Genomic DNA, 16,816 nt, shown 5'->3' with positions numbered 1-16,816 from the left:
GAATCCATGTATCCATCCGAGCTGCAGAAAACTCTGGAACAACTGACCGCAGTCCTGCTGCCGGCGATGTTTCTCTATCTGCTGCTGGAGGTCGGTTTCCTTCGCTTTCGGCGCCGTGCCCTTGTGGTCGGCGAAGCTGGTGCCTGCGGCATCGGACTAGTGGTCGCGGCCGTTGTGACCGGGCTTCTGAGCCTTTTCGGACTCGCCGCCGGCGTCATGGTGCTTGCGACATTCGGGGCTTCGCTGAGTCCCGTCGAGGGGACCCTCGCCTGGCCCTGGTGGATCTATGGTTGGGTGGTTTACGAATTCTTCTATTGGGTGCAGCATTGGGCCGCGCACAAGATTCGCCTGCTCTGGTGTTTGCATGCGCCGCACCATGCGCCGGGCTCGATTCATATGCTCGTCGGGGCCAATCATCATTTTCTTGAATCGGTTTTCTATTTCCCGATTTTCCTTGGCTTTCTGCCCGCGCTTTTCGGGGTTCCGCCCCTGGTGTGTGTGGCGCTGAATCTGCTCGATGTCCTTTGGGGGAGTTTTCTCCACATCAGCGACCGGGTGGTGGTGCAGGGGCGCTATGGTTGGCTGGAGCGCTTCCTCCAGACGCCGGCTCATCACCGGGTCCATCACGGGAAGAACCTGCTCTACATGGATACCAATTATAACTCGATCACCGTTCTTTGGGATCGTATTTTCGGCACCCTTCAGCCACTGAAGGATGAAGAACCGGTTGCTTACGGCATCACGCAAGAAGTGAATACCGCCAGCTACGCAGACCTTCATTTTGGGGAATTCTCCCGCCTCTGGTCGGATGTCGGTCGGGCCGATTCCTGGCGCCATAAACTCGGCTATATCTTTCAGCCTCCGGGGTGGAAACCGGGCGACAGAAGCGGCACTGTAGCCGCAGCAAAGGCGGCCGGTCTGGAACGTTGAACGACCAGAGCCCACCGCCTCAAGAGAAAAGGAAAGCATTATGAGTCATCGAGTTGTCCAATGGGGTACCGGGAACGTCGGGTACCACAGTCTTCGTCATCTGATTCGTCACCCGGATATGGAATTGGTGGGCGTGCACGCGCATAACCCGGCCAAGATCGGCAAGGATGCGGCCGAGTTGGCGGGCCTGTCCGATCTCACCGGGATTCACGCGACCGACGATGTAGAGGCCTTGCTCGCTCTGAAGCCGGATTGTGTCGTCTACACCGTCAAGGGTGAGACGAGGCCGCATGAGGTCATTCCCGAGCTCTCGAGGATTCTCTCTGCGGGGATCAATGTGGCCTCCACCTCGATGATTTTCTTCGTCTATCCGCCGTATGCTGACCCCACGATGCGCCAACCGATTGAGGAAGCCTGTGCTGCCGGGCAATCCACGATCTACGTGAGCGGTATGGACCCCGGTTTCTCCGGTGATGTGCTTCCCCTCGCGGCGTTGCAGTTGGCGGGCCGGATCGATGAGATTCGCTGCCAGGAGCTCTGCGACTATTCGACCTATGAAGATCCGGAATTTACCGGCGTGAGCTTCGGTTTCGGCCGTCCGGCGGACTACACGCCGCCAATGGAGATCCCTGGCGTCCTCTCTTCGGGTTGGGGTGGCATGGTCCATATGATCGCAGACCGTTTGGGGATCAAGATCGACGAAATTCGCGAGAGTTTTGAGCGTGCGTATACCGACGAAGCTTTCGATACGCCGATGATGCACGTGCCGGCCGGCACCTGTGAGGCCGTCCATTTTACGCTCGAGGGAATGGCGGGTGGGCGCCCGGTCGTTGTCACCGAGCATGTGAACCGGATGCGTGTGGATGGCGCCGGCCATTGGCCGAAGCCTCCCGAAGGGCGCGCGGGTGTGCATCGTTGCATCATCAAGGGCAACCCCGATGTGCAACTCGAATGCTTCGTCCACGGCGAGGATGGCGACCATAACTCGGGCGGCGTGCAGGCAACCGCCATGCGCGTGATCAATGCCATTCCCGAGATCTGCGAGCATTCTGGCGGGATGATCAGCACGCTGGATTTGCCAACCACCCCTTCGCTCGACGTGGCGGGCCTATAGCCCGACCGAAGCGATCCAACTGGCGCCATGGTTGGTCAGGTACCACGCGAAAAATCCGATCAGGAAAAGCGTGGTGCCGGCCATGGCGACCAGCCAGACGGTGGCCAGAGTCCCTGTCGGCCGGTCCTCGCCGAGGTAAGCCCGGCTGCGCTGGAGTTTGAGAAAACCCAACCAGACAAAAGGCAGCAATAGGCCACAGGCAATATTGGTCGGGATAGCCACCCACACCGCGATATCGCTCCAATAGAGGCAGCCGAGGATTCCCGGCGTCGGGATGAGTGTCGCGAGTTTGTAGCGGGTGCCTCCGAATTCCCAGCCGAAAACCTCGGCACAAACGAAACCGGCCACCAGCATATGCAGGGTCATGCTGCTCAGGGCCATGCCGAGAATGCCGAGGCCGAATACCAAACGCCCGCTTTGCGGTCCGATTACCGAGCCGAGGGTTTGGGCTGCCTGTACGGGGGAAAGTCGGGTGCCGTCGTAGGCGGCGTCGAGATGGATCGTATTGGCGGCCGCGATGGTGATCAGGCTTGCCGCCAGCACATAAGGCAGAAAAGTGCCGGCAAACAGGTCCATACGGGCAAGGCCCCGGTACTCGCGCGTCCAGCCCCGGGCGAGAAGGCTGTATGGATAGAGAAAGACCATATTGATGCCGACAGCCGCCGCAAAAGTACTGGCGATCAGGGTCACGGCCGCGACCCCGTTTCGATCGGCCGGAATCTCGAAGCTCAGGAATCCTCGCAGAAGGGCTCCGGGGTCTTCGATCCCGGTACGCACAACCACCAGCGCAAACGAAAGGATCACCCCCCAGACGATATATTTGAGGATGCGCTCATAGATGCGGACCAGTCGGTAGGAGCTCCCGTAAAGAAAGCTCAGGGCGATCGCCCAGACCAGGATGATCGTTCCCGCGGCGATGGGCGGGAGACCGGGGAAACCCACAGCTTCGGTCATGTCGACGACCACCGCGGAGGCGAGCGCGTAGTGCGAGAAATGCCAGATGACCGAGGAGAGCAGGGCACCGAGTGCCCAGAAAATAGCAAAGGGTTTGCCCGCATAGACGCGCATGGCCTCGAGCGGTCGCATCCCGGTGGAGAGCGTCTGGTGGGCGACGGCTGCAAGCATGATCACGCCCAGAAGCATGCCGACGGGGGCGGCCCAGAGAAGCGAGTATCCGAAAACAGCGCCCGAGAAGAGGGCTGCGGTCGCTGTGCCCCCGCCTAGCGTCATCGCGCTTTGCAGATAGCCGGGGCCGATCAGTGACGCATAGGTGCGCAGTCGGGTGGGCAGGCCTTGCGTCGCGACCGCGGCCAACTGCGCGCGTTCCCGAGATAGTTGCTCGGGGTCGGGCGGGTGTGCGATTCGTAAACCGGTGCGAAACGAGTCGAGTTCGTGGCCCCCGGATGCTTCGGGAGGCTTGCTCTCAGGCATCAGTGATCTCGAAGACATCCAGAAGCTGCTGCAGCGTATCGGCAGCTGGATTCTCGATCCAGATATTATGGTCGGCAGGCATATCGCCCCGTTCGACAAGCCGGTTCATTACACGGACCACGATAGCGGCGTAGCGCGCGCCTGCGAAGATTTCGAACCATTGGGTGTCGGGGGTAGCGATTCCTGCGGCTCGGGCGTAGATCTCGCGCTGCTCCTCGCGTGAAGGTTCGCCCTCGAGTCGCTCGATGCCGACCGCTTCGTGTTGGCTTCGATCAAACATCAGCCACCAACCTAGATCGATACCGACTGGCGCAACGGCAATATTCTCGAAGTCCGTGATGCACAGGGGTCGGTCGTCACCAAAGATGATATTCCCCGGACGCGAATCGCCCCAGCTGAGTCCGGCCGTGAGGTCCGCCGGTGCATGATGTGCGAGCCAGCGGAAGGCGAGTGCGAGAGTCGGGTGCACTCGGCCTTGCAGTTCGCGGTTGGCGTAATCTTCCCAGATTTGAAGTTGGCGCAGCAAAGAGCCTTCCTCGCCGGGGCCGAGCAACCATTCGAAGCCGGCCTTTTGCCAGTCGATAGTATGGAATTGCGCAACCAGCGAGAGTCCTTCGGTAATGATCTCGCGGCGGCGGGCAGGCGAGGCCTCGGCGAAAAATCCAGCCTCGGTATAGGGCGGGTTTTCGATCATTACATGCCCGCCGATGAACTCCATCGCGAAGAAAGGCGTACCCAGAATTTGCGGATCAGCTTCGTAGCCGATCAATGGCGCCAGGGGGACCGCGCCGGTGCGGTGCAGCGCTTCCATGGCGCGGTATTGGACATCGATCTCGACATCGAGGTCGGGGGCCTGCTTTGGATAAATCGCGGGCTCGGGACTCTCCATGCGCAGGACCACTTTGGTCTCGCGCGACTGTCCGTGTTCGAGGTAGTGCGCTGGAACAAAAACGGTCTTGGCCGAAAACCCGGACTGGGGCATCTCGAACGCCCCGAGCTTCAATTCGCCAAATTCCGGTTTGCGGCGAGCCAGCCAGCCTTCGAATGCTTCTCGTAATTCGTCTTCGTGCACGCCGATCCTTAGCGCATCCCCTTGGGCGCGGACAAGCAGGTGGTAGGGGGCAATTCAGGCTTCCGGCATGATGACAAATGCGGGAATGGCCTCGAAGAGGTTGGCTCCCGAGAGGCTGGTGCATTTCCCGGTTTCCGGATCCGGGTGGCCGTCGGCCATCCGGTCGAGTGCATAGTCCATGCCCGCGCACATATAGCCTCGGGTGGAGGCAGCAATGCGGCCGCTATGAAAGTTCTCCCCGATCATGTGGTTGTTCATCACATCATGCAGGTTGTCGGTGTCCCAATAGAAGCCGATGACGCCGCGCAGGCTGCCGTCGTCGAGGAGTTCGGCTCGAATCCGGGCGTCCTTGTAGTAAAATTCATTGTCGATGACCTGCTGTTTGAATCGCAGGTAGAGGTCGGTCGGCTCACTGGTGATGATGCCGTCCACGATACGGGCCCGTGTGGGCGTGTTGCGATATCGGGCTTCTTCATGCGCCCGCATGCTTAGCTGCGGGATCACCTTGTTGTTGGCATCGAGCGAGACGGTATCTGCGCTGGAGAGGATGCGAATCTCGATCTCATCATCGTTGCGACGATCATCGACGCCGGTGATTTCCACCAGCATCGGGATGCCCTCGCGGATGAAGTTTCCGCTGGCATACATGCGGTCGGCCAGCCCGCCGGGTTGGTGGGCTGCGACGCAGCCGTAGGCCCGCCAGTATTGGTTGTCGATGCCGGTAGCCCCGTCGGGGCCAGTGAAATCAGCATGCGGGCAAGCGGCTGTGCCGGCGTTCGTATTGGTGTTCTCGCCATCAAGGTCCAGTCCGGCGACGATCGCCGGGCCCTCAAACGTGCGGAAGCCGGGATCCGGAACCGCTTTGCGTGCCTTGCAGGCATCGGCCGGAAGCATTTCCGCTTCGGCCTTTGCGTAACCACCGAGCTCTTTGGCCCGCGCACGAAAAGCTTTTTCGTCGATGCCCAGGTGCTCGAACTCGGTGATATTCAAGCCGTCGGGACAACCGCCGGTGACGTCGTCGGGGATTGCTTCGCGCCAGCCCGAGATCACAAATCCGAGAGTTTCGGAGGGTGCGGCCGCCATGGGGGGCTCTGCTTGTGGGGCCGAAGCCCCGCCGCCTTGTTCGCACGCCGGGAGAAGGGTTGCCGCGAAGATGGCTGCGAGCAACAATCCGGAGCGGTTCATCAGCTTTGCTCCTGATCGGCAGCGCGCCGGGTCTGTTGGGCCGGGGCTGTCGTCTCCTGCTCCTCCTCCGCCGGGATGACGAAGGCGGGCACGGCAGCAAAATGGATCATCGTCGACATGCTCGTGCATTTTCCGGTCTCGGGGTCCGGATGTCCATCCATGACCCGATCGAGTTCATAATGCATGCCCGCACAAGCGTAGCCGCGGGTATGGGCTCCGATGCGACCGCTATGGCGGCCGCCGATATTATGGTTGTTCATCGCATCAAAGAAGTTTGCCCCGTCCCAGTAGAAACCCAGAATGCCACGGATCTCGCCCGATGGCAGAACCTCGGCGCGGATCTGCGCGTCCCGGTAATGGAAATCCACGTCGATGACCTGCTGCTTGACGCGCAGCCACAGGTCGGTCGGTTCCGTGTAGAGAATGCCGTTCTCGATCCGTCCGCGGGTGGGCGTGTTGTGGTAGCGGTCGTTGGGGTGCTCCTGCATGCTGAGCTGCGGGACCACCTGTCCGTTGGAGTCCACCGAGACGGAGTCTCCGCTGGACATCAGACGGACCTCGACTTCGGGGTCATTACGACGATCATCCACGCCGGTGATTTCGATCAGCATCGGGATGCCTTCCTTGATGAAATTCCCGCTGGCCCACATGCGATCCATCTGTCCGTCGGGTTGGTAGCCCAACGTGCATCCCATCAGTCGCCAATGCTGGTTGTCGATCCCGGTCTCCCCGTTCGGGCCGACGAAGTCGTTGTGCGCGCATCCCTCGCCGCTGTCCTTGCTCGAGTTTTTTCCGTCGAGGTCCAGACCATCGATCGTGGTGGGTCCGCCGAAGCTGCGATAGCCCGGGTCAGGTTGTGAGGTTCGATCCTTGCAGGCGTCCCCGCCGTAAAGCTCGGCCGACGCCTCGTCCATACCGATCTCCTTGGCGCGTTTATAGTAGTCTCGAATGTCGACCTTGTAGTGATCGGCTTCTGTGATGTTCAGCCCTTCCGGACACCCGCCCTCGACGTTGCGCGGAATCTCGTCGCGCCAGGCCGAGATGACAAAGCCGAGGGTTTCATTCGCCGGAGCCTTGGCGGATGTCGTTGCGGATACTGCGTCGCCGTCGCCTTTGTCGTTTGTGGTGGAGGTTTCGCAGGACATTAGAAGCAGGCCGGCGAGGCCGAGAGCGATCGGGGCTATTTTTTTCATCAGACCAGGATCTCCGTAATGGGTTTGGCGGTTTCGTTCTGGCGGACGCCGAAGCGACTCGTCCGCAAACCCATGGCCTGCTGCATCGTGAGCGCGACGCGGGACGACGAGTCGCCGATGGTGCGGACATGCGTGCCGGGTTTGACTTTGCCGCCGGCGCGCCCCGCGATCATGAAGGGCAGGCCGGTTACGCTATGCGTATTCGCGTCGGAGGTCTCGGAGTGCGCCATCACGAGGCAGTGGTCAAGAAGGGTGCCATCGCCCTCGGGTACGGCTCGCAGCGTCTCGACAAAGGTGGCCCAGGCACCCATCGTTTTCAGGATGAAGTCGGTGGCATTGCGCTGGTAGCCGAGTTCGGCGTCCCGTGGTTCCTCGTGGGTGAGCGTATGGTGCGTGTCGGAACTTCCCGGCGCATGCAGGCTTGAGGCGCGATCGGAGAACACCATATTGAACACTCGCGTCTGGTCGCAGGCCAATGCCATCGCCAGAATTTCGGCCATCAGTTTGTGGTTCTCGACCACGTTATCGACGTTGAGCCCCGCGGGCGCATTCTCGGGGCTGTCGACTGGGGCGCAGGCGGCCAGAGGGGGCGGTTTTTGCAGTTGCAGCTCCAATTGTTTTTCCAGCTGCCGCAAGGCAGTGAAGTACTCGTCCAGTCGTGCGCGATCGGTGGCCCCCAGCGCCGCGTCGAGCTGCTGGCGATCTGCGAGAACGGCGGAGAGAGCGCTTTTGCGCAACATCACTCGCGGGTCCGGCGCGAAATCCGCGGCGTTGGGGTCGAGGAACCCCGAACCGAAGACGCGTTGGTAGAGCGAGAGGGGGGAAATTTCACTGGGGTTCTGTACACTTGGGTTCCGCTGGCTGTAGCTATGCTTGGCAACACCGGTAGCGGCCAGTTCCAGCGAACGGAAGCGCGTCGATTGGCCTATTTCGTCGGCGATCAGAACGTCCACCGTAGGCAGGTCCGACTCCCCGTGCTTGGTCGGGGCCTCGCCGGTCAGGCTGCCCATGATCCCGGTGTAGTGGACCTGATTCGTTTCGCCCGCCAGCAGCACACTCGAGCCGCTGATGATGCTCAACTCGTCGCGGATGCCGGCCACCGGTTGGAGTTCGGGAGAAAGCTCATAGCCCGAACCAATCTGCCTGGGGTCCCAGCGCTCGGGGTTCATCCCGCATCCCCAGAACCAGGTGCCAAAACGTTTCGGCATCGGGGCGCCGGAAGCCAGCGCGCTGCCGTTGTCGTTCAGGAAAATATCGAGGAGTGGCAGTCCGAGAGCGAATGCCGACGCTCCCATGGTTCCGCGCAGGAATCGCCTTCGTGTGAATTCATTTTTCATGCATCACCTCCGGGCAAGGGGCCCGATGTCGCTTGCTGGATATTGGCAAGCGGGTTTGCGGATGGAGCGGTTATAAAGCCGTCGCTCAGGACGATGGCGCGCAGCAGAGGGCGGATTCGGTAGCCCTCCTCGGTGAAGTCCCGAGACAGACGCACAAGCAGCGCCTCCTCGGTCTCCACTTGCTCGCGGCCGACCGCGTAGCGATAGAGATTTTCGACCAGACAAGGGCCGAGCTTGGGATGTTGGGCGAAAGCTGTGGCGAGACCGATATGGTCTTCGAAACTGACCCCGTCGAGGTCGCCCGAGGCATCGATAACGGCGTCGTTTTCGCGGGTGCGATAACGCCCGATCCCATCAAAGGATTCGAGGCCAAGGCCGATCGGATCGGTCATTTGATGGCAGCTCCGGCAGCTTCCGTTCGCGGCATGAATGGCGAGTCGTTCTCGTGCAGTGCGCAACTCTTCGTTCTGATCATCATTGAAGAGCGCGAATTCGACATCGGCAGGTGCCGGCGGCACGGTTTGGCAGAGCAGGGCTTCGCGGATGAACTGACCGCGCAGTGTCGGGGAACTGCGCCCCGGGTGCGAGTGCAGGATATGGAAAGAAGCGTTGGAGAGCAGGCCGGTGCGGATATGGCCGGGCGGGAATTCGGTGTCTTCCCAGCCCCGAGCGCTACGCACGGGAACCGCATAGATCGGGCCCAGGCTGCGTGTGAGATAGGAGCGTCGCGTGGTGAAAAGGCCGGGGTAGGGCAGATCTCGAGTCAGCAGGTGGTCTGCGATAATGCGGAGCGTTTGCTCGCGCGCATCGTCGGCAATCTGCTGGTTCCAAAATGTATAGCGAACAGGGTCCTTCGGGGTGCTCAGTAAATCCTCGAAACGGAGAAGGTCGGCGAAAAATGCTCGCACGCCGTCCTGACTGCGCTCGGAGGCCAGCATGCGGTCGACCTGTCGTGCTCGTTCGGCCGGGTCTGCGAGAGCCCCGCTTGCGGCTGCTTTCCGGAGCTGCGCATCTGGCGGTGCATCCCAGAGCAGGAAACTGGCACGGGTCGCCCAGGTGTCGTCGGTGAGGCGCTCTTGCGCGGGATCGCTCGGATCGACTTCCGTGCGCTCGATCCGAAACAGAAAATCGGGGGCGACCAGAAGGCTGGCCAGCGCCAGCTCCAGTCCGGCGTTGAAGTCCGCCATCTCGGTGGCGGTTTGGGTGGCGGCATCGACGCGGACCTGAACTTCTTCCTCGGAGAGAGGTCGCCGGAAGAGTTGTTCCCCGACCTGCCGGATCATGGCTTCCGTGCAGGTCGCATCCGCCGCGGTCTCGCTTGCGGGAACACACGGCATAATTCGTTCTCGTTTTTCTTCGGTCAGGATCTGCTCGGCGATACTGGTCGCCAATGCTTCGTTCTGCTCGAAGCCGGCGGGGCTGACGGTCAGCCGCCCGCTGCCCACGGCCAACAGGCCGGCGTGGCGGACCTCGGGGTCGAAGCGGCCCATGACTTCGATATCCTCGCCGAAGACCTCGTGGACCGATCGGGCCAATTGTTCGGCGGTCAATCGTCGCATCGCGACCGGACCCCCGACTACCTTTGCGTCGGGGTCCGCCCGGACAAAGTTGGCGAATTCGGGGTGGCGAATGCGGCCGCCCGCTTCGGCGATGACAAACGCCGATCCCAGCGAGACCAGGGTCGTGAGGGCAACGAGGCCGCTGGCAAGCGTGGTGGTTTGGGGCCGAAGGGCGGCCAGTCCGAACGCGATCGCTGCGAGCGCGGCGTTGACGATCAGGAGATAGGCCCATTTGCCGGCGAGGTCTGCGTGGCGATCGAGTAGTTCGCGCGCGGGGCCCCCGAGCGTATCGTAGACCATGGGGTAGGCTTCTTCCCCGGCCGGCATCACGATCAGCGTGGCGCCGGCGGTCCCGGCGACCAGGGCCAGACCCATCAGGCAGAGGTTCCGTTGGCGCAAAACAACCCCTGCGAACAGGACGATCGCCGCCACCAGCAAGCCGGTCACCGGAATATGGTTCAGGACCACGTGACGGTAGGCGGGGTCTTCAATCAGGTGATGCAGAAAATCCATAGAGAGAGCAGGAATATTTGCCTGTTCAGGCCCATCTGACAAGGCCCGCCAAGCCTAAGATTTCTTAACCATCGCCGAGGGCCGCCGGGAGGTCGATTTTGACCTCCAAACCACCGGTTTCGGCGTTTTCGGCATGGATCTGGCCGCCGTGGCGGGCCACGATATGCTGGACGATCGCCAGGCCCAGACCGGTGCCCCCGGTTTGCCGGGTGCGGGACTCGTCGACCCGGTAAAAAGGCGCGAAAAGTCGTGGCAGGGCGTCGGCCGGGACGCCGCTGCCATGGTCGCGGACCACGATCTCGATGCGGTCGCCGCGCTGGAGGACACGGATCCGAACCGCGCTGTCGGGCGCGGTATAATGCAATGCGTTACGGACGAGGTTTTCCAGAGCGCTGCGCAGCAGGGAAGCCTCCCCTCGCGCCCGGATCGAACCCTCGGCGCTGACATCGACATGGCGCTTGTCGATCTGACTCTCGAACTCGGCATCGAGAGCCACCTCGCGGGCCAGAGCTGCCATGTCGACAGCCTGCTCGGCTTCGAGCGAGGCCCCTTCGCGCAAGCGAGTGAGGCGCAGGAGTTCGCCGATCAACTCGTCGATGCGTTCGCGTTCGCGATCGATCCGATCGAGCATCGGACGGGCCGTCTCGGCTGCGCCTCGTTCGAGTTCGACCGCGACGGCAAGGCGGGCCAGGGGCGATCGAAGCTCGTGGGAGATATCGCCGAGCAGGCGTCGTTCGCTCTCGACCAGTTCCTGAATTTGATCCGCCATCTGGTCGAAGGCATGGCCGGCATCGGCCAGTTCGTCGCGCCGGTTGCCCAGAGCATCGCCAAGGCGTGCCTCGAGATTTCCTGCGGCGAGTTGGGCTGTGGCCTCTCGCAGCTTTTCCACCGGGCTGCTGATATAGCGCGCCAGAGCGAGGCAGAGCAGCAGGCCGGTGAGGAGCGGCACGGCCCAGCGCAGAAGCAGAATTTGCAGGCTGGCGTCGGGGCGTCGCGGCGGGATCTGGCTGACGATCGCCAGATCGGGGGAGATGAGTGAGGCAAAGAGAAGCGAGCCGGAGGGGCCCTCCTGTGCCAGAGCGGTTTCTCGCTCCATGCTGGCGAGGGCGAGTGCGCGCATTTCGGGCGGGAGGTTTTCGGTCGACTCGAGAAGGGGCGATCCATTGCGAAGATAGACGGCGAGGTTGAAGCCGTGCTCGGCCACCCACTTCAGAGGCTCGCGCATCGCGTGCAGGCGGTCGACTTCAACGATCTGCCCGTCGGCAAATCGCGCGGACTGTGGCGCGAGCCCGAAGGCCGTGAAGGGATCATCAGCGCCCGGCAGGGTGAGCTGCCAAACGCCCATGCTGATCCCGAAGGTCAGGAGGCCGGCGGCCGAGAACCAAACGAAAATTTTCAGAAAGAGTCGATTCATGTGTGGCTCCCCGCGGGGGCGATCAAATATCCCTCGCCACGGACCGTCACGATGCGTGCGCCTTCGACGCCACCTTCCTGCAGCCGTTTCCGAAGATGACTGACATGGACGTCGAGGCTGCGGTCGCGTGGGTCGTAGTCGCGCCCCAGTGCGGCTTGCACCAGATTCTCGCGATCGATCGGGTGGCCGGGGGACGCCATCAGGCAGGCTAAAATCTCGAATTCGGCACCGGTACAGCTCAGCAATTTCCCATGGGCCCGGACCTCACGGCGACCTGTATGCAGGCGGAGATCGCCGACTTTTCGCTCCGGGGAAGGCGCGTCCTCGGACCTCTGGGTGCGTCGCAGAATGGCCCGGATCCGAGCGATGAGCTCGCGCGGGTGAAACGGTTTGGGCAGATAGTCGTCCGCACCTTGCTCGAGGCCGGTGAAGCGGTCCTCCTCACTTCCGCGTGCGGTCAGCATCAGAACCGGCAGGGAAGAGTCCTTGCGCAGGGCGCGCAGAACTTCGAATCCGTTCAGTAGCGGGAGCTGGACATCGAGGATGAGAATATCGTGGGATTCTTCGCGCGCCCGTGCCAGCCCTGACGAGCCGTCGGGGCTGGTGTCAACCTGCATGCCATTTTGCTCGAGGAGAGTGGCGACCAGTTCGCAGAGCTCCGCGTCGTCATCCACCAGGAGGATACGCGGTCGATCGGCTGGGGCCGGGCGGTTCATTCAGCCAAAATGCCAGTCGCGCGCGGGCGCGCTGCCGTCGGCGTATTCGATCACCTGCACATCGAACCAGATCGGCAGAAGGTAGCGCACGTAGAAGGCATGGACGGTGGTCGGCCCGATGACCAGATCATCGTACTCCTTGATTTCGATTTCGGGCATGGTGGCTTGTCGTTCGCGGCACGCGGCCAGAATCTCGTCCACCTTGTCTCGGTCGTCGCACAGAAAGCCCAAATGGTCATAGCCCGGCGATTGCAGGTGGTTTTCCTGTTCCGTGATCAGGAGAAACTGGCTGGTCTCGGGATCGGTGCGCAGCAGGAGCCCCTGTTGCTCGAAGATCGGGACATCGAAACATTCGAAATCGAAGATCTCGTTGTAGAAAGTGGAAATCGCCTCGCGATCTCGGGTGAGATGGCCCGGCGGCAGAGTCAATTCCATATGGTTGAACCGCAGCATACCTCTCTGGATTTCAGGAACGGCGGCAAAAGTCGATGCTCGCGTTTTCGTTTGGAGGGCAGGCGCGGTGCGCCACCGGCGAAACGAGATTCGAAACGGAGTCGCCGTGCGGCAACGTTCGGCCGCGAGCTGCTTGCAGGTTCCGGGGGGATGTGAGCTAGGCAGGGGCATGGATTCAAAGGGATCTTCCGCGGGCAATCATGGAAAGGTCCCGGCCTTTCTGAAATTCGCCTACGGATCGGGGGCGATGGCCGAGGGTGTGAAGAACTCGGTCTTCAACACCTTTCTTCTGTTCTACTATACGGGTGTGTTGGGGTTGCCGGGCTCGCTTGCGGGTACCGCACTCTTTCTGGCGATGTGCTTCGATGCGGTCTCGGATCCTCTGGTGGGCTATTTATCCGATCATACGCGCAGCCGCTGGGGCCGTCGTCACCCCTGGATGTATGCCGCGATTCTGCCGATGGGGTTATCGGTCTACGGCCTGCTCTCGCCGCCCGCCGGGCTGGGCGAGACGGAGCTCTTTTTCTGGATGACGGGGTTGTCGATCGCCGTCCGGCAATCGCTCACCCTCCATATGATTCCGCGCAACGCCCTTCTGCCCGAGATGACCTATGATTATGACGAACGGACCGGATTGATCTCGATCAGTTTCCTGCTCGGTTGGGTAGGGGGACTCGGTTTGACCCAGTTGGCGTGGCTCGTTCTGATCCCGGCGGTTCCCGGCGGGCGGATGAATCCGGAGGCTTACCAGGCGATCGGCTTCTGGGGCGCATGGATTGCGGCGATCGGGATGTTCATCGCGACTGCCGGGACCCAGCGCCTGGTGCCGCAGCTACGTGTCGCCGAAGCCACGCCGCTGGGGTTCCGTGCTTTCTGGGGCGAGATCACCAACGCGCTCCGGAATGAATCGTTCCGAATGATTCTTTTTGGCGGTATCATCGTATCGGCGGCTGCGAATTTTCAGGAGGTCTTCGGCCTCTACATGAACACTTATTTCTGGGAGTTTACCGACGCGGATATCGCTCGGCTCGGACTCTTCCTCGCGGTTGCCGTGCTGGTGGCGGTGGTGGCGACCCGTCCTGTCACGCGCCTGTCCGACAAGCGCCGCACGGCGATCGGAATCGCGGCGTTTCTCCTCGTCTGGGGGCCGCTGCCGGTGGCGGGACGGTTGCTCGGATTGCTTCCTGAGAACGGGAGCCCGATGCTCCTGCCACTGATTACGGTTCATCTGATGGTGTCGCTGATCCCGGCGGTGGCGATGGGGATTCTTCTGGGTTCGATGTTCATGGACACCATCGATGAGAGTGAACTGGAGACAGGTATCCGGCAGGAAGGTGTCTTTGGCGCTGCGAATGCTTTTGCCCTCAAGGCCGTCGGCGGGGTCGGGAATCTGATGGGCGGCATGGCGATTGAATGGATCGATTTCCCCTTGCAGGCCTCTGTGGCAACGGTTTCGCCGGAAAAGATCTTCTGGTTGGGCATCGTCGCGGGTCCGGGCATGATTCTCTTCTATGTCGCCGGATTCTTTTTCCTGACCCGTTACAGCATCACCCGAGAGCGTTATCTCGATATTCAGAAACAGCTTGAGGCGCGGCGCTCGAAATAGGACGCACCAAGCCCGGGGTTTCGGCGTCGATCGACTCGATCGGTTGCGCGCTTTGGTCCATACTATGGACATGATCGAGCGAATCCCCTTTGGCAAAACCGGGCATCAAAGTAGTCGAATTCTTTTCGGGGCCGCCGCTCTGGGGGGGATGAAGCCCGATCGGGCCGAGGGGGTTCTGGATTTGTTGCGGCAGTCCGGGGTGAACCATATCGACGTCGCGGCCTCCTATGGTGCGGCCGAAGATCGTTTGGCGCCGTGGCTGGAGCGCCACCGGGACGAGTTTTTCCTGGCGACCAAGGCAGGCGAGCGTGACGGCCCCGGGGCACGAGCGAGTCTGGAAAGATCGCTTGAGCGGATGAAGATCGACTCCGTCGACATGATCCAGCTTCATAATCTGGTGGATGAATCGGAATGGGAGCAGGCCTTTGCTCCGGGGGGAGCGGTTGAGGCGCTGGTAAAGGCGCGTGAGGAAGGGCTCTGCCGGTTTATCGGTGTCACCGGGCACGGGACTCAGGTGGCTGCCCGCCATCGACAAAGTCTGGAGCGATTTCCTTTCGACGCCGTCCTTTTACCCTATAACCCGATGATGATGGCCCAGCCGGACTATGCCGCAGATTTCGAGGCACTCGCCAAAGTTTGTGCAGAGCGCGAGGTCGCGTTGCAGACGATCAAGGCCGTCGCGCGACGCCGGTGGCAGGATGATGAGGCTCGCAAATTCAGTTGGTACGAGCCGCTACGCGACCCCGAAGACATCGCGATGCTGGTTGCCTGGGTGCTGGATCGCCCGGGAACCTTTCTCAATTCCTCGAGTGATGCGACCTTGCTTCCCGATATCCTGGGGGCGGCGGCGAATCGCCGCGAATGCCCGGCGCCGGCCGAGATCGAAGAACTGCAGGTCCGCGAGAAACTCGAGCCCCTGTTTTCACCGGGTGCCCTCGAGTCCATCTAGGGCGATCGGGGCTCACGCATTGCCCGTGGGGTTTACGCGTGCGAGATCCTCGCGCAGGGAACGTCCGGCCATCAGGAAGAAAATGGCCGCCGCGCTGCCGACCACGGCGGCGATCGTCAGGGCGATACGCAATCCATCCACACCGTATTCCGGTTCCAGCACCTCGCTGACGTAGCCGGCGACCAGCGGGCCGGCGCCGAGTCCCACGATATTGAGTACGGTGAGTTGCGTCGCGGCCGCCATGGATCGCATGCGGGGGGAGACCAGATTCTGGACCAGCGTCCAGAGCGAACTGACGTAGAGGTTGTTGAGCAGGTAGAACGGACAAAATACCGCGATAGCGAGAGGTGCACTCTCGGCCCATGCAAATGCCAGCGCGAAGGGTAGGGCGAGCAAGGAGCCCGCGGCTGAAATCCAGACGAACCAACGGGCATCTCGACGGGAGAGTCGGTCGGCGAGCAATCCGCCCAGGGTGACGCCGATCGCGCCGGAGATCGCGGCTGCGAGGCCGAACTGAATTCCCGCGTCTCGCCCGGAGAGTTCGAGGCAACGCCGCAAGAACGTCGCGCCCCATGACAGGATCGTATAGCCGAGGAAAGCCTGACAGGAGGCGGCGATCATGAGCAGGGGAAAGCTCCGTCGGGCAAAGAGGGTGCGCACAACCTCGCTCATCGCGGGGGTTTCGACTTCGACGGCTCCGTCGGAAACCCCCGGAGGTGGTTCGCGAACCGTCAGCCCCAGAACGAGAGCCACCGGAATTCCCACCGCACCCGCGATATAAAACGCAGCTCTCCAGCTGAAAGTTTCCAGCAGAATGCCGCCCAGCGCAAAGCCGAATCCCGTGCCGAAGAAGATGCCCCACCCGTAGATCCCGAGAGCAGTGGCGCGCCGTTCGGGTGGAAAATAGTCGGCAATCAGAGAGTGCGAAGGCGGCGTTCCGGCAGCTTCGCCAATGCCGACGCCAAAACGGGCGAACAGCAACTGGGGAAAGGTCATCGCGGCGCCGCAGAGTGCGGTCATGCCGCTCCATACCGCGAGCCCGACAGCGACCACATTCTTTCGCGAGGTGCGATCGGCAAGGCGCGCAAGCGGAAGTCCGGCGAGCGTATAAAAAAGAACAAAGGCGGGGCCCAGCAGCCACCCGAGCTGGGAATCGGTCAGGCCCATATCGGCCTTGACGTCCTCGGCGACCAGCGCCAGAACCTGCCGGTCGACAAAATTCAGGATGTAGGCGAGCAATAATACGATCAGAACAAAGCTGGAGTAGCCTGCGCTGGGCGCAAAGGGGGCGGGATTCTGCTTCGACATGCGGCAGGAGTAGAACAGTCTGTCGCGAGTTGCGAG

Annotated in this window: 14 protein-coding genes; 4 read left to right on the top strand and 10 right to left on the bottom strand. The window is 61.8% G+C overall.

Annotation, left to right across the window (positions count from 1 at the left end; all coding sequences use genetic code 11):
- Positions 1-6 precede the first annotated feature (6 nt).
- Together P8K07_10835 and P8K07_10830 are read left to right on the top strand one after the other, a co-directional pair.
- Positions 7-930 carry a sterol desaturase family protein gene (locus tag P8K07_10835; protein ID MDG1959013.1) on the top strand — a complete coding sequence of 308 codons (924 nt, stop codon included), beginning with the start codon at positions 7-9 and terminating at the stop codon, positions 928-930.
- A gap of 40 nt (positions 931-970) precedes the next feature.
- Entirely contained in the window at positions 971-2,044 is a 1,074-nt protein-coding gene (locus tag P8K07_10830; GenBank protein MDG1959012.1) for a dihydrodipicolinate reductase, read from the top strand.
- Here P8K07_10830 and P8K07_10825 read toward each other — a convergent pair.
- The 9 genes from P8K07_10825 to P8K07_10785 all read right to left on the bottom strand — a co-directional run bounded on the left by P8K07_10825 (position 2,039) and on the right by P8K07_10785 (position 12,917).
- Entirely contained in the window at positions 2,039-3,475 is a 1,437-nt protein-coding gene (locus P8K07_10825; GenBank protein ID MDG1959011.1) for a divalent metal cation transporter, read from the bottom strand. The genes P8K07_10830 and P8K07_10825 overlap by 6 nt on opposite strands.
- Positions 3,468-4,547 (bottom strand): phosphotransferase family protein, encoded by a 1,080-nt coding sequence (locus P8K07_10820; GenBank protein ID MDG1959010.1) that lies wholly within the window; start codon positions 4,545-4,547, stop codon positions 3,468-3,470. The genes P8K07_10825 and P8K07_10820 overlap by 8 nt, the downstream gene beginning before the upstream one ends.
- A 54-nt stretch (positions 4,548-4,601) precedes the next feature.
- Positions 4,602-5,732: a hypothetical protein gene (locus P8K07_10815; protein ID MDG1959009.1), complete on the bottom strand. Its 1,131-nt coding sequence runs from the start codon at positions 5,730-5,732 to the stop codon at positions 4,602-4,604.
- Positions 5,732-6,925: a hypothetical protein gene (locus P8K07_10810; GenBank protein MDG1959008.1), complete on the bottom strand. Its 1,194-nt coding sequence runs from the start codon at positions 6,923-6,925 to the stop codon at positions 5,732-5,734. Before P8K07_10810 ends, P8K07_10815 begins: the two co-directional genes overlap by 1 nt.
- The gene (locus tag P8K07_10805; protein ID MDG1959007.1) at positions 6,925-8,262 is read right to left on the bottom strand and encodes a DUF1552 domain-containing protein; all 1,338 of its coding nucleotides are present in this window, start codon (positions 8,260-8,262) and stop codon (positions 6,925-6,927) included. Before P8K07_10805 ends, P8K07_10810 begins: the two co-directional genes overlap by 1 nt.
- Positions 8,259-10,334, bottom strand: a complete 2,076-nt coding sequence (locus tag P8K07_10800; GenBank protein MDG1959006.1) for a DUF1588 domain-containing protein — start codon at positions 10,332-10,334, stop codon at positions 8,259-8,261. The genes P8K07_10805 and P8K07_10800 overlap by 4 nt, the downstream gene beginning before the upstream one ends.
- Positions 10,335-10,398: 64 nt before the next feature.
- Positions 10,399-11,748 (bottom strand): ATP-binding protein, encoded by a 1,350-nt coding sequence (locus tag P8K07_10795; GenBank protein MDG1959005.1) that lies wholly within the window; start codon positions 11,746-11,748, stop codon positions 10,399-10,401.
- Entirely contained in the window at positions 11,745-12,464 is a 720-nt protein-coding gene (locus tag P8K07_10790) for a response regulator transcription factor (protein ID MDG1959004.1), read from the bottom strand. The genes P8K07_10795 and P8K07_10790 overlap by 4 nt, the downstream gene beginning before the upstream one ends.
- The gene (locus tag P8K07_10785; protein MDG1959003.1) at positions 12,465-12,917 is read right to left on the bottom strand and encodes a VOC family protein; all 453 of its coding nucleotides are present in this window, start codon (positions 12,915-12,917) and stop codon (positions 12,465-12,467) included.
- 169 nt (positions 12,918-13,086) lie between these two features.
- Here P8K07_10785 and P8K07_10780 point away from each other — a divergent pair, with 169 nt between their 5' ends.
- Positions 13,087-14,523 carry an MFS transporter gene (locus tag P8K07_10780; protein MDG1959002.1) on the top strand — a complete coding sequence of 479 codons (1,437 nt, stop codon included), beginning with the start codon at positions 13,087-13,089 and terminating at the stop codon, positions 14,521-14,523.
- Between the two features lie 70 nt (positions 14,524-14,593).
- Positions 14,594-15,472 carry an aldo/keto reductase gene (locus P8K07_10775; protein ID MDG1959001.1) on the top strand — a complete coding sequence of 293 codons (879 nt, stop codon included), beginning with the start codon at positions 14,594-14,596 and terminating at the stop codon, positions 15,470-15,472.
- A 12-nt stretch (positions 15,473-15,484) separates the two neighbouring features.
- On the opposite strand, the gene P8K07_10770 is transcribed toward P8K07_10775, so the two are convergent.
- Positions 15,485-16,780 carry an MFS transporter gene (locus P8K07_10770; protein ID MDG1959000.1) on the bottom strand — a complete coding sequence of 432 codons (1,296 nt, stop codon included), beginning with the start codon at positions 16,778-16,780 and terminating at the stop codon, positions 15,485-15,487.
- Positions 16,781-16,816 lie beyond the last annotated feature (36 nt).

Source organism: Candidatus Binatia bacterium, from assembly GCA_029248525.1.
Lineage (GTDB): Bacteria > Desulfobacterota > Binatia > UBA12015 > UBA12015 > UBA12015.
Note: the sequence above shows the minus strand (reverse complement) of the source record. Positions and strands in the feature narration are given on the sequence as shown.

Bases quoted from the DNA above. Each gene is read 5' to 3' on its own strand.
- P8K07_10810 (MDG1959008.1), bottom strand. From the start codon at position 6,925: ATGAAAAAAATAGCCCCGATCGCTCTCGGCCTCGCCGGCCTGCTTCTA.
- P8K07_10780 (MDG1959002.1), top strand. From the start codon at position 13,087: ATGGATTCAAAGGGATCTTCCGCGGGCAATCATGGAAAGGTCCCGGCC.
- P8K07_10805 (MDG1959007.1), bottom strand. From the start codon at position 8,262: ATGAAAAATGAATTCACACGAAGGCGATTCCTGCGCGGAACCATGGGA.
- P8K07_10830 (MDG1959012.1), top strand. From the start codon at position 971: ATGAGTCATCGAGTTGTCCAATGGGGTACCGGGAACGTCGGGTACCAC.
- P8K07_10825 (MDG1959011.1), bottom strand. From the start codon at position 3,475: ATGCCTGAGAGCAAGCCTCCCGAAGCATCCGGGGGCCACGAACTCGAC.
- P8K07_10835 (MDG1959013.1), top strand. From the start codon at position 7: ATGTATCCATCCGAGCTGCAGAAAACTCTGGAACAACTGACCGCAGTC.
- P8K07_10775 (MDG1959001.1), top strand. From the start codon at position 14,594: ATGATCGAGCGAATCCCCTTTGGCAAAACCGGGCATCAAAGTAGTCGA.
- P8K07_10815 (MDG1959009.1), bottom strand. From the start codon at position 5,732: ATGAACCGCTCCGGATTGTTGCTCGCAGCCATCTTCGCGGCAACCCTT.
- P8K07_10790 (MDG1959004.1), bottom strand. From the start codon at position 12,464: ATGAACCGCCCGGCCCCAGCCGATCGACCGCGTATCCTCCTGGTGGAT.
- P8K07_10770 (MDG1959000.1), bottom strand. From the start codon at position 16,780: ATGTCGAAGCAGAATCCCGCCCCCTTTGCGCCCAGCGCAGGCTACTCC.
- P8K07_10800 (MDG1959006.1), bottom strand. From the start codon at position 10,334: ATGGATTTTCTGCATCACCTGATTGAAGACCCCGCCTACCGTCACGTG.
- P8K07_10785 (MDG1959003.1), bottom strand. From the start codon at position 12,917: ATGCTGCGGTTCAACCATATGGAATTGACTCTGCCGCCGGGCCATCTC.
- P8K07_10795 (MDG1959005.1), bottom strand. From the start codon at position 11,748: ATGAATCGACTCTTTCTGAAAATTTTCGTTTGGTTCTCGGCCGCCGGC.